Origin of the sequence: Bradyrhizobium sp. RDI18, assembly GCF_043203335.1 — a bacterium.
Taxonomy (GTDB): domain Bacteria; phylum Pseudomonadota; class Alphaproteobacteria; order Rhizobiales; family Xanthobacteraceae; genus Bradyrhizobium; species Bradyrhizobium retamae.
In genome coordinates this window covers 885,038-897,806 of the sequence record NZ_JBICRN010000008.1, presented here as the reverse complement: position 1 = coordinate 897,806, position 12,769 = coordinate 885,038, and the positions used below count along the sequence as shown (strand labels likewise).

General features: G+C 62.0%; 10 protein-coding genes. 6 read left to right on the top strand and 4 right to left on the bottom strand.

What is annotated here, in order from left to right:
- The first annotated feature begins 26 nt into the window (after window positions 1-26).
- The 4 genes from metG to ACFXS9_RS13070 are packed head-to-tail and all read left to right on the top strand — an operon-like array spanning window position 27 to window position 4,243.
- Complete coding sequence (gene metG, locus ACFXS9_RS13085; RefSeq protein ID WP_392689433.1) at window positions 27-1,958, top strand: methionine--tRNA ligase; 1,932 nt, start codon at window positions 27-29, stop codon at window positions 1,956-1,958.
- Window positions 1,959-1,972: 14 nt separating this feature from the next.
- The gene (locus ACFXS9_RS13080; protein ID WP_392689431.1) at window positions 1,973-2,764 is read left to right on the top strand and encodes a TatD family hydrolase; all 792 of its coding nucleotides are present in this window, start codon (window positions 1,973-1,975) and stop codon (window positions 2,762-2,764) included.
- Window positions 2,761-3,567: an MBL fold metallo-hydrolase gene (locus tag ACFXS9_RS13075; RefSeq protein ID WP_392689429.1), complete on the top strand. Its 807-nt coding sequence runs from the start codon at window positions 2,761-2,763 to the stop codon at window positions 3,565-3,567. The genes ACFXS9_RS13080 and ACFXS9_RS13075 overlap by 4 nt, the downstream gene beginning before the upstream one ends.
- Before the next feature lie 43 nt (window positions 3,568-3,610).
- Window positions 3,611-4,243, top strand: a complete 633-nt coding sequence (locus ACFXS9_RS13070) for an antibiotic biosynthesis monooxygenase family protein (RefSeq protein ID WP_392689427.1) — start codon at window positions 3,611-3,613, stop codon at window positions 4,241-4,243.
- Window positions 4,244-4,246: 3 nt separating this feature from the next.
- Here the strand turns inward: ACFXS9_RS13070 and ACFXS9_RS13065 are convergent, their stop codons facing one another.
- The 3 genes from ACFXS9_RS13065 to ACFXS9_RS13055 are packed head-to-tail and all read right to left on the bottom strand — an operon-like array spanning window position 4,247 to window position 8,864.
- Window positions 4,247-5,896 (bottom strand): acyl-CoA synthetase, encoded by a 1,650-nt coding sequence (locus ACFXS9_RS13065; RefSeq protein ID WP_392689425.1) that lies wholly within the window; start codon window positions 5,894-5,896, stop codon window positions 4,247-4,249.
- Between the two features lie 30 nt (window positions 5,897-5,926).
- A complete protein-coding gene (locus ACFXS9_RS13060) occupies window positions 5,927-7,825 on the bottom strand; it encodes a TRAP transporter large permease subunit (protein WP_392689423.1) in 1,899 nt (632 codons plus the stop codon).
- A gap of 19 nt (window positions 7,826-7,844) precedes the next feature.
- On the bottom strand, window positions 7,845-8,864 hold the full coding sequence (locus ACFXS9_RS13055) for a TRAP transporter substrate-binding protein (protein WP_392689421.1): 1,020 nt from the start codon (window positions 8,862-8,864) through the stop codon (window positions 7,845-7,847).
- Between the two features lie 418 nt (window positions 8,865-9,282).
- On the opposite strand from ACFXS9_RS13055, the gene ACFXS9_RS13050 reads away from it, so the two are divergent.
- The gene (locus tag ACFXS9_RS13050; protein WP_392689419.1) at window positions 9,283-9,567 is read left to right on the top strand and encodes a DNA-processing protein DprA; all 285 of its coding nucleotides are present in this window, start codon (window positions 9,283-9,285) and stop codon (window positions 9,565-9,567) included.
- Between the two features lie 101 nt (window positions 9,568-9,668).
- Here ACFXS9_RS13050 and ACFXS9_RS13045 read toward each other — a convergent pair whose 3' ends face one another.
- Entirely contained in the window at window positions 9,669-10,565 is an 897-nt protein-coding gene (locus ACFXS9_RS13045) for a tyrosine-type recombinase/integrase (RefSeq protein WP_392689417.1), read from the bottom strand.
- Window positions 10,566-11,536: 971 nt separating this feature from the next.
- On the opposite strand from ACFXS9_RS13045, the gene ACFXS9_RS13040 reads away from it, so the two are divergent.
- Complete coding sequence (locus tag ACFXS9_RS13040; RefSeq protein ID WP_392689415.1) at window positions 11,537-12,760, top strand: SAVED domain-containing protein; 1,224 nt, start codon at window positions 11,537-11,539, stop codon at window positions 12,758-12,760.
- The last annotated feature ends 9 nt before the right edge of the window (window positions 12,761-12,769 follow it).

Here is a 12,769-nt window from a genome sequence, read left to right as displayed (position 1 = left end):
ATCTATGAGCAATAAAGGAATTCGTGGTGGCGACGGCTGCAAGGAAAGCTTCGAAAAAGCGCAAGGCGAAGAAGGTTCGCAAATCGCCGCCCGCTAGCGCCAGCAAGAAGGCGGCGGCGAAAAAGCGTGCAGCCAGGAAAAGTGCGACGAAGAGCAAGCGCGTCGTGAAGAAGGCGGGCAAGGCTTCGAAGAAGGCCGCAAGGAAGGCTTCGAAGAAAGCGGCGAAGAAGTCGACCAAGAAAGCTGTCAAAAAGTCGGCGAAGAAATCCGTTACGAAAACTCCGTCGAAGAAGCGTGCGGTAACACCGCGGGAAGCGAGCCCTGCCGTTCAAGCGGTGCCCGTGGCAGAAAGTCCGAAGCCCACCGCGCCACGCGCAAAGCCGGCTCCCGTCGCCAGGCCGGCAGCGGCCGCCGAACGCGACACCTACTTCATCACGACCGCGATCGCCTATCCGAACGGCCTTCCGCATATCGGCCACGCCTATGAGGCGATTGCGACCGATGCGCTCGCGCGGTTTCAGCGGCTCAACGGCAAGGACGTCTTTTTCCTCACCGGCACCGACGAGCACGGCCTCAAGATGGTGCAAACCGCTGAAGCCGAGGGAATGGGCGTCGCTGAGCTGGCCGCGCGCAATGCCGGCCGGTTCAAGGAGATGGACGAGCGCCTCAACGTCTCGTTCGACCGCTTCATCCGCACCACGGAGCCTGACCATCACCGCTCGGTTCAGGTGGTCTGGGACCGGATGCAGCAGAATGGCGATATCTATATCGATACCTATTCCGGCTGGTATTCGGTGCGCGACGAAGCCTATTACGCCGAGGAGGAAACCGTCCTCGGCGAGGACAATGTGCGCCGTGGCCCGCAGGGTTCGCCGGTCGAGTGGGTCGAGGAGAAAAGCTACTTCTTCAAGCTATCCGCCTATCAGGACCGCTTGCTGCAGCTCTACGAAAGCCAACCGGATTTCGTCGGCCCGGATTCACGCCGCAACGAGGTCATCAGTTTCGTAAAGAGCGGTCTGAAGGATCTGTCGATTTCGCGCACGACGTTCGACTGGGGCGTCAAGGTGCCGAACGATCCCGAGCATGTGATGTATGTCTGGGTCGATGCGCTGACCAACTACATCACAGGCGTAGGCTTTCCCGACGAAAACGATCCGAATTGGCGCTACTGGCCGGCGGACGTCCACGTCATCGGCAAAGACATTATTCGCTTCCACGCGGTGTACTGGCCGGCGTTCCTGATGTCAGCCGGCATTCCCGTGCAGAAGCGGGTTTACGCGCACGGCTTCCTGTTCAGCAGGGGCGAGAAGATGTCAAAATCGGTCGGCAACGTCGTCGATCCCTTCAATCTGGCCGACCAGTATGGCGTCGACCAGATGCGCTATTTCTTCCTGCGCGAAGTGCCGTTCGGACAGGACGGCAATTACAGCCATGAAGCCATCGTGGCGCGCATCAACGCCGACCTCGCCAACGATCTCGGCAATCTGGCGCAACGCTCGCTGTCGATGATCGCAAAGCAGCTTGGCGGCGTGCTGCCGGAGCCCGGTGAGTTCACCGATAACGACAAGGCGATCCTGGCGCAGGCCGACGCCATGCTGGAAACCTCGCGCACCGCGATGGCGACCCAACAGATCCATCAATGGCTGAACGCGGTGTGGGCCGTGGTGGCAGAGGCCAACCGCTATTTCGCGGGCGAGGCACCCTGGGCGCTGGCCAAGACCGATCCTGACAGACAGAAAACCGTGCTGTACGTGACGGCGGAGGTGGTGCGTCAGGTCGCGATTCTGACGCAGCCGGTGATGCCGGATGCGTCGGCCAAGCTGCTGGATAGCCTCGGCATTCCCAACGAGAAGCAAGCGCGCGATTTCGCGGCGCTTGCCACGCGGATTAAGCCGGGAACGACGCTGCCGCCGCCGGTCGGCGTATTTCCGCGCTACGTCGAACCAAAGGTGGATTGAGCCGTTTGCAAGCCATGCTCGTCGACAGCCACTGCCATCTCGACTTCCCGGATTTTGCCGAGGATCTCGACGCCATCGTTGCGCGCGCCGAGGCCGCCGGGATCGGTCGTATCGTCACGATTTCGACCCGGGTGAAGCGACTCGGCGGACTGCTCGCGATCGCCGAGCGGTTCCCCAACGTCTATTGCTCGGTCGGCACTCATCCGCATCAGGCCGATGAAGAAGACGGCATTCCGGCCAGTGAGCTGATCGAGCTGACGAAGCATCCGAAGATCGTGGCGTTGGGGGAGGCGGGGCTTGATTATTTTTATGAGCACGGCTCCCGCGAGGCGCAGGAGCGCGGCTTTCGCGCACATATCGCGGCCGCGCGCGCCACGGGCCTGCCGCTGGTCATTCACACCCGCGAAGCCGACGAGGATTGCGGCCGTATTCTCGAAGACGAAGTGGCAAAGGGAGCGTTCCGGGCGGTGCTGCATTGCTACACCGGCGGACGCGAGCTGGCGATGAAGGCAATTGCGTTGGGCCTGTCGATCTCGTTCACGGGCATTTTGACGTTCAAGAAGTCGGAAGCCTTGCGCGAGCTCGCCGCCGAACTCCCGGCCGACCGGATCATGGTCGAAACCGACTCGCCCTATCTGGCGCCCGGCAAATTTCGCGGCAAGCGCAACGAGCCGTCTTACGTGGTCGAAGTCGCCAAAGTGCTGGCGGAAACGCGCGGCGTCTCTCTGGAAGAGATTTCGCGGCAGACGACCGAAAACTTCTTCCGCCTGTTCTCCAAAGTGCCGGCGCCGAAGGTTGCGGCATGATGCTGACGCTGACGATCCTCGGCTGTGGTTCTTCCGCCGGTGTGCCCCGCCCGGCGCTCGGCTGGGGCGCCTGCGATCCCAACAATCCCAAGAACCGCCGCCGCCGTTGCTCGCTGCTGGTCGAGCGGACGGGTGCCCACGGCACCACGCGGATCGTGATCGACACCTCGCCCGATCTGCGCGAGCAGTTGATCGATGCGGAGGTCGATCACATCGACGCAGTGTTTTTGACCCATGAGCACGCCGACCAGACCCATGGCATCGACGATCTGCGTTCGGTCGTGCTGCACCAGCGCCGCCGCATTCCCGTCTACTTCAACCAGTCGACCGCCAAAGACATCATGGCGCGGTTCTCCTATTGCTTCATCTCGCCGGAGGGCAGCGACTATCCGCCGATCCTGACGCGCCACGCGATCGAAGCCGGCGAGAGTCATGAGACCGAAGGGAAGGGCGGGCCGGTGAAGCTTTCCGCTTTCCTGGTTCACCACGGCAGAATTCCCGCGCTCGGCTTCCGCATCGGCAACGCCGCCTACACGCCCGATCTCCACGACATTCCCGAAGAGAGCTGGCCTGCGTTGCGAAACCTCGATCTCTGGATCATCGACGGGCTGCGCTATGCCGGGCATCCCAGCCATTTCAGCGTCAACGACGCGCTGTCCTGGATCGAGCGCTTCAAGCCGAAGCAGGCTGTCATCACCAACATGCATTCCGACCTCGACTACGAGGTATTGCGCCAGAGCCTGCCGCCGGGCGTGATCCCGGCCTATGATGGCTTGCGGCTGACGCTGAACAGCGCGGGCTGAGTCTGCCGCGGCAAGTCTGCGCGCCGGACGCGGAGGGACGTCGATGATTGGTCTGTTCTTTGAAGTCCAGACAAGGCCCGGGCATCGGGATCATTATCTCGATCTTGCGGCCTCGCTAAAGCCCGAGTTGGAAGCGATGGGCGGTTGTCTCTTCATAGATCGCTTCAGGAGTTTGACGCGAGAGAACCTGCTGCTGTCGTATCAGATATGGCAGGACGAGGGGGCCCTGACGGCGTGGCGAGCCCATGCTCACCATCACGACGTCCAGACGATCGGCCGCGAGAAGGTCTTTTCGGACTATCGCATCCGGGTCGCCCAGGTGATCCACGAAGCAAAGTCCGGCCAGCCGATCTGGCAGCCCGAGCGGCGCACGCCCTACAACGATCCCGCAAGGCGCAAGCCGACTTATGTGCTGGCGGCTGAATCGAAGAACGCCACGCTTCCGGCAGAGACTGGATGGCGCCGCGACGCGTTCAAGAGCGTCTATCGTGACGGGCACTTCGCGCATTTGATCGATCTACCAGACGATCAAGCCGGCATCGAATTCGGCGCCCGGCTGTTTGCCGATCCGACAACCGAGTATTTCCGCGTTTTCGAGGTCATGCGCGATTACGGAATGTACGAGCGGACCGAAGCGCCGCAGTACTATCCGCCCGTCACGCTTCGCTCGCAATAACGGTCACGCCGATATCGCCTTCGCCGATTCCACCTGATTGCGCAGCATGAATTTTTGAATCTTGCCGGTGGAGGTCTTCGGGATCGGGCCGAACACCACGGCCTTCAGGGTCTTGAAGCCGGACATATGGCTGCGGCAGAAGGCGATGATCTCGGCCTCCGTCGCCTTGGCGCCTTCCTTCAGTTCGACGAAAGCGCAGGGCACTTCGCCCCATTTCGGGTCGGGTTTGGCAACCACGGCGGCAAACAGCACGGCCGGGTGCTTGTAGAGGACGTCCTCGACCTCGACGGAGGAGATGTTCTCGCCGCCTGATATGATGATGTCCTTGGAACGGTCCTTGATGATGACGTAGCCATGCTCGTCGAGCACGCCGAGATCGCCGGTGTGAAACCAGCCACCGGCGAAGGCTTCCTGCGTCGCCTTCTCGTTCTTCAGATAGCCCTTCATCACGATATTGCCGCGGAACATGACCTCGCCGATGGTTTCGCCATCGCGCGGCACTTCCTGCATAGTCTGCGGGTCGAGCACGGTGACGGCTTCCTCCAGCGGGTAGGGCACGCCCTGCCGGCGCTTGAGCTGCGCGCGCTGGTCGGCTGGCAGTTCGTCCCAGCCCGGCTGCTCAGCGCAGACGGAGGCGGGGCCGTAGACTTCGGTCAGGCCATAGACGTGCGTCAGCTTGATGCCGATGCTCTCGGCACCCTCGAGCACGGCAACCGGAGGTGCGGCGCCCGCGATCAACCCGACCACGCGGCGAGCCTTGTCACCCTTGGGCGCACCGGGCGCGTTGATCAGCGTGTTGTAGACGATCGGTGCACCGCACATGTGGGTGACGCCGTGCTTCGCGATCAGCTCGAAGATTTTTGCCGGATCGACCTTGCGCAGGCAGACATTGATACCGGCAGCGGCCGCGACCGTCCACGGGAAGCACCAGCCGTTGCAATGAAACATCGGCAGCGTCCAGAGATACACGGGATGCTGGCCGAGATTGCCGGCCAGAATATTGCTGACAGCATTGAGATAAGCGCCGCGGTGATGAGTAACGACGCCTTTCGGGTTTCCCGTTGTGCCCGAGGTATAGCTGAGCGCAATCGCGTCCCATTCATCGCCGGGAAGCCTTGCGATGAAGGCCGGATCGCCCGCCGCGACCGCCGCCTCGTACTCGATCTCACCAATCCGCTTGCCGCCTGCAAACGCCACATCATCGACATCGACGACGAAGGGCTTTGGCCCATTCATCAGCGTCAGCGCTTCCGCAATCACGCCGGCAAATTCAGGATCGACCAGGATGATTTTTGCGCCGCCATGGTCGAGCTGGAAGGCAATCGAGGGCGCGTCGAGCCGTATGTTCAGCGCATTCAGCACCGCACCCGCCATCGGCACGGCGAAATGCACTTCGTTCATCGCGGGAACGTTGGGCAACATTGCCGCAACCGTGTCGCCGATGCCAATACCCCGCGCGGCGAGCCACGACGCAAAGCGTCGGCAGCGCGCATAGGTCTCGGCCCAGGTAAAGCTGCGGCCTTCATAGACCGTGCTGACGTGATCGGGATAAACGGCGGCGCTGCGGGCGAGGAAACTCAGCGGCGTCAGCGGTACGTAGTTCGCCGGCGTCTTGTCCAATCCGATCGAATACTGGCTCTGGGCTGCGCTCATTGGCTGTGTCCCATCTACAAAGGTTTGACCTTACAGGAACCCGATGGAAATCCACGGGAAGATCGCCACGATAATCAGGCCGACCATCAGCGCCAGCAGGTAACCCCAGATCGGCCGGATACCCTCGGCCGGATCGACGCGTCCGATGGCGCAGGCCGCATAATAGCCCACTCCGAAGGGCGGCGCGAATAGCCCGATACCCATCGCGAGAATAACGATCATCGCGTAATGGACCTCGTGGACGCCGACCGCACGGGCGATCGGAAACAATAACGGCCCGAACAGCACGATCGCAGGAATCCCCTCAAGCACGCTGCCCAGGATCACGAAGGCCACGATCGAGACGGCGATGAACGTCGCCGAGCCACCGGGCAGGCCGGTCATGGCGGCCGCCAGCGTCCGCGAAAAGCCGGACTGCGTGAGGCCCCAGGCCATGCCGGTAGCGCAGCCGATGATCAGCAAGATCGCGCCCGACAGGCACGCGGTCTCGACCAACATTGGCACGATCCGCCGCCAGTCGAAATTGCGGTAGATCAAGAGGCCGTAAATCAGGTAGCCGACGACAAAGGCATATACGATGCCGATGGTGGAAACCTCGGTTGCGGTCGCAATGCCTTCGACCACCGCGTAGCGGATCACGAACGGCAGCGCGATCGCGGGCAGGGCGATGGCAAACGCGCGGACGATCTCGGTGACGCTGGCCCGCGTGACGTGCCGCAGATCCTCGTTCCGGTAACGCCACCACACCAGCGCCGACAGCGTGATTGCCAGCACCAGGCCCGGCAACAGGCCGCCGGTGAACAGCGCGGCGATCGAGACGCCGGTGACCGAGCCGATGGTGATCAGCACGAGGCTCGGCGGAATAGTCTCGGTCTGCGCGCCCGTAGCGGAGAGGAGGGCGACCAGATCGCCCGGCTTGGCGCCGCGCGCCTTCATCTCGGGAAACAGCACCGGCGCCACGGCGGCCATGTCAGCGGCCTTGGAGCCGGAGATGCCCGACACCAGATACATCGCGCCGACCAGCACGTAATGCAGCCCGCCGCGGACATGGCCGAGCAAGCTCGCCAGGAACGCCACCATGGCGCGCGCCATGCCGGTCATTTCGATCAGCAGGCCCAGGAACACGAACAGCGGCACCGACAAGAGGATGAGGTGGCTCATGCCTTCGTCCATGCGCCCGACCAGCACCATCAGCGGCGTGCCCGTGGTCAGCGCCAGATAACCGTAGGTCGCCAAGCCAAAGCCGAACGCGATCGGTACGCCGGCAAACACGCAGAAGCCGGCCACGCCGACAAAGAAGATGATCAGATTGAGGTTGCCGAGCGGCTTGAGCGAGCCCCTGAGCAGCCAGAATATCGCGATGACAAGTGCAACCGACAGGATCGCGCCCAGCACCGTGCGAATGTTGCCGACACGGGCCAGACGCAGGAAAGCAAACAGTGCCATCAGGGCAATGCCGACCGGCAGCGCCGCGGCACGCCAACTATTGAGGATCTGCAATGCAGGCGTGGTGATGTAGCTTTCCTCGTAGGCGTATTCATAAGCCGGCCAGGCGATCAGGATAAGAAACGCCAGGGCGGCGGCTGTCGCCACCAGATCGAGATAGGCGCGCATCGCGGGCTTCGCGTTGGCGACGACCGCCGTCATCCGCATATGCTCGGCGCGTCGGAACGCAACCGCGGCGCCGAGCATGGCGAGCCACAGGAACAGGATTGAGGCCAGTTCGTCAGACCAGATCAGCGGCCGGTGCAGCGCGTAGCGCGCCACCACGCCGGCAAACAGGATGACGATTTCGGCGACGACCAGCAGCGCTGCGGGAAGCTCGACCAGCATTCCCAGGGTGTGCTCGATCGACGCCAGCAACGAACGGCGGCGAGGGGGCTGAGCCACCTCACCGCCAACCACTTCACTCAGTTCGGCATGAGCCACGACGGCCCCTCACATGCGCTTAGGACAGCTTGCCCACGGATTTCTCGAGCAGCTCCCAGGCCTGGTCGCCGTATTTACCTTTCCATTCCGCGTAGAAGCCGGCCGAGCGCAGCTTGTCGCGGAACGGCGTCACGTTGGGCTGGTTGAACGTGAGGCCCTTGCCGGCCAGTTCCTGCTGCAGCCCGGCGTTCAGCTTGGCGACGTCCTCGCGCTCCTTGATGGCCGCCGCATTGATATTCTTGGCGACGATCGTCCTGACATCCTCCGGCAGCTTTTCCCAGGCGCGGCGGTTCGCCAGGAACCAGAAGCCGTCCCACATATGATTCGTCAGCGAGCAGAACTTCTGCACTTCGTATAGTTTGGCGGTCGAGATGATCGCCAACGGGTTTTCCTGGCCCTCGACGATCTTGGTCTGTAGCGCCGAATAAACCTCGCTGAAATTGATCGAGGCGGGCGCTGCATCGAACGCCTTGAACATCGAGGTCCAGAGCGGCGACACCGGCACCCGGATCTTGAAGCCCTTGAGATCCTCCGGGCCGCTAATGGCCTTGGTCGAGGATGTGGTCTGGCGGAAGCCGTTATCCCAGATCTTATCCATCACCACGAGGTTCGCCTTGGTGATCTCGCCGCGGACATAAGCCCCCAAGCCCCCGTCCATGGCCTTCCAGACCGTGTCGTAATCCGGGAATGCGAAGCCGATGCCGCTGATGGACGCCGCCGGCACCAGCGTCGCCAAAATGAGTCCCGAGAGCGTGAAAAACTCGACGCCGCCCGACCTGATCTGGCTCAGCATGTCCGTATCGGAACCGAGCTGGTTGTTCGGGAAAATCTGCAGATCGAACCGGCCGTTGGTCTCGGCCTTGATCGCCGCGGCCATTTCCTTGGCGCGGGCGTTCATGGGATGGCCGTCCGGAAGATTATTGGCGTATTTGTAGGTAAATTCGGCGGTCTGGGCTCGCGCCACTAACGGTGCGCCGATGCCACCCAAAACCGCTGACGCAGCAGATGCCTTGAGAAGCGTGCGTCGTGAAAAGCTCATTCCAGTTCTCCCTTGAGAGTTATTGTTCTTGAGGTCCGAGACACGGACCTGCGATCCACGGGGATCGTCAGCGATCGCCGCGCTCGCGCGCTTATTGCAGCGTCAGCAAGCGTCGGCAATAGGTATGGCCGGGACGCAGCAGATCAGGACTGTCATGTTGTAGATATTAATATTCCATAATATACCTTATGCGAATTTCGCGCATCCGGCACTGACGCCTCGTGTCGTTTACGGTTCGATCTGAGTCATTCGAGCTCTATTTGAGTCTACTTTGTATCGGCGACCCCGCTGTCGTTCGCCTTGACTGCTCGGTGAGGTCGATGCCGGCCCGCTCCCCGACAAGTCCGAATGAAGGTCGCCCGGTATATTCCGCGGCCTTGCTATCCCGGTCGAGTCCAGCTTACTTTCGTCTTATCGGATGAAGCTGCCACGCGGCGCTTCAGCAACAAATCTACGCGCACCATTGCTGCTCTCTCCCTTCAGAGCGCGTGACCGAGTTTTTCGTTCGAACTTTCCGGTGCGGAATCGGGTGATGGCTGCCATCAGCGATGCGACCGTCATCATCGAGGCTTCCGACACCTCCGGGACGTTGGCGGTCCGCCTCGATTGTCGAGGTCGCCGCAGGAGCGATCCGCATGGCTTGCATGCGGTGATCAGGTCGGATGACGGCGCGAAGCCAATGGCGATTTCCGCCGGTTTCTAGGCTTACAAGGTGTCGCCCCCATCAAATGTTGACTGCTGCGGCGCGGGGCTTCGTCGCGCACTCAACCGTGCCCTGCTCCCGCTCATCCGGCGATTCCCCCTTCAGATTTTAAAGCCCGATCCCTGCGTTACAGTCTGGACATGGGTGTAGATCTCGGTGGTCTCGAGATCGGCATGCCCCAAGAGCGTCTGCACCACGCGCATGTCGGCTCCGTTGGCAAGCATGTGTGTGGCGAACGCGTGCCGAAGAACACGTGGTGTGACGAGATCGGGCCTGTTCAGGCCCGCGACGATGGCGGCCTCCTTGACTTCGAATTCTGCCGCTCGCGATGTCAGATGCTTTTTTCCGTCGCGAACTGAGTGGAAGAGCCAGGTGCCGGAACTCGTACCGTATTCATTGGCCAGCCGCCGCCAAAGGCCGATTGCTTCGAGCGCGGTCTTATGCAGCGGTACGATGCGCTCCTTGTCGTCCCTATCCCTAATTAACAGATGCGCGAACTTGGTGAGTGCCGCCTGGGCAGGAAGGCGGACGGCCTCGCTGATTCGCATTCCCGACGCGTAGAGCGTTTCCAGCAATGCGGCCCTGCGCGCGTAACTCGCCCGCTTATACAGCCCCCCGGATGCGCAGTTCGCCGCCTGATGTGCCGTGTCTAGGAGCCGCCCCACTTCTTCGACCGACAGTGCCGTGGGAATGCGTCGCCGCCGGCGCATAGGGGCAAGCTGGGTGGTTGGATCTTCGGAGGCGAGGCCCTCAGTCACAAGGAAGCGGTGCAAGGCCCGGATGACGGTGCGCCGACCTTCGATGGTCTTGTCGGCATACTCACGCTCGTTGAGATAGCCGAAATAGTCTTCGAGGACCTGCTGGCGCACGTCGACGATGCAAAGCCCGCGTCGCCCTAGAAATCGTAAATAGCAGTCGAGATCTCCGACGTAGGCCTTCACGGTTCCATCGGCGACGCCTCGCTCGGCTGCGAGCACTTCAAGCCAGAGCTCGCCCAATCGTTGGTTTCGGTCCATTTTGTTGCAGCGGAATTGCGTCCCTTATCCGCGGTCGCCTACTTCTCCAGCACGGCCTGGAGAAATATGGTCGCGATGATCAGGTGGCGATGTTGCTGTTCGAGGACGCAGATAGGTTAGCACAGGACACCTAAGAGAGCGACGCCAGGCAGCTGTCGCCCATCTTGGGGTATACTCGGTGGATCGCCCGAGTCTGCTGGCCTCGCCCAAACTCTGTCCGCTCTGGAACGTACCTGGCTCGCGCCGCTGATCCTGAACACCTCGAATGGCCTTCCATAAGATCCAGACTTCGCGATCCTCGAGGTCGTTTTCGGGACTCCGACGTTAGTTCGGCGTCGACCTGGCCGATGATGACCACCGGTTCGATTCCTGAGCAGTCCGCCTCCGCCCTGCTGCTAGAAAATTAAAGATGCTGCAGGCTCTTACTGCCTTTCTCTCGATCGAAATCTGATTGCTCAGAGCCGCAACAACTACTCAGCGTAGAAACGTCAAAAGCGGCCCGCATGATTCGCGTATTGTCAATATCTAGTAGTCAAAAGATGGACGGTATCAACATATTGAAAAGACAGCCGGCTAATACCATCTTAAAGGAATAAGGCGCTCAAGCCGTCAAAACGCGGGCGCAAATGGGGCTGAACATGGGGACCTCGAACATTCCATCGCGCGATGCTGCTGCGCGCTGCCGCCGATCCGTCAACTTGACGGACGGAGGCGCCCGCGCACTTCGCCCGTCTGATGACGGCGCTGGTCTGCATAGACACTACGACGCGACCAAGCGAGGTCGTCGCAACCACGCGGCGCAGGAAGCTCGATTCTCTCGATATAGGCAAGCGCCTTCGCGGGGAGCCCGGCAATGGCCCCCTCGCCCGCGATCAACTCCAGATCGCGGCGCGCTTCGGCTCGCCGCGAAAATGGCGCGACGAACGAGTCGTGAATCGCTCGGGATGTACGTCATGAGCGAGGTTGCAGAGGTCGAGGAAAACCAGCCGCCGGAGCCGAGCCGCACCGGGCCGCGCGGCGCGCCGGCGACGAACAAAAAGCCAACCCGCAAAGCCATCCCGCCCAAGATCCAGAACATAGTGTGGGGCCGAGCCGCAGGTCGGTGCCAGTACGCAGGCTGCAACAAGCTGCTGATCGGAGAGCAGATCTCAGGTGCCCGCAACGCCAACAAATCCTACATCGCGCACGTCGTGGGGGATTCACCGGAAGGGCCGCGCGGCGATCCGATCCTTTCGCCCAAGCTCGCCCACGATCCGGACAACCTGATGCTCGTCTGCGACGAGCACCACCGCGTCATCGATCGCGAAATGATCGACGCGCATTCCGTCGACGTCCTCGGCGAGATGAAATCGCGCCATGAGACCCGCATCCGCATCGTCGGCGGCATCGACGAGGATCTCGGCAGCCACGTCATCCGGTACGCCGCGAAGATCGGCGCGAACGAGTCGCCCGTCGAAAAGGGCACGGTAAAATGGTCGATGATCCCCGAGCGCTACCCGCTCGACGACGGCTGGATCGACCTCGACCTCGTCACCCTCGAGCTCCGCGACGACGATCCCGCCTATTGGCCGACGCACGTGAAGAATCTGCAGACCGTCTTTAACGAAAAGGTCCGCGGCCGCATGGAGCGCCAGGAGATCAAGCGTCTCGCCGTCTTCGGCCTCGCCCCGATTCCGCTGTTGTTCGAACTCGGCCGGCTGATCTCCGACATCTCCACCGCCGACGTCCGGCAGTTGCTGCGCGATCCCAAGGGCTGGAAGTGGGATCCCTCCTCGCCTGCCGTCCGCTACGACCTGCAGCGTCCGGCGCAGACGAACGGCCCCGTCGCCCTGAAGCTCGAGATCAGCGCCCCCGTGGTGGACGAGCGCGTGGTGAAGGTTCTCGGTCCTGACGCGTCGATCTGGTCGATCTCCGCCGCCGGCGCGCACAACGACATCGTGCGTCGTCCAGAGGACATCGCTGCCTTCGCCAAGCTCTTCCGCAAGACGCTCGATGACATCAAGCTCGCCCACGGCGAGGGGACGACGGTGAACGTCTTCCCTGCCGTCCCCGTGTCGATCGCCGTCGAAGCGGGTCGATCGTGGCAGCCGAAGGCACATCCCTCCCTCGCGATCTACGACCAAAATTGGAAGCTGGGCGGCTTCGCCCTCGGCCATCGACTCGAACACGCCCATTGATTCACGGAG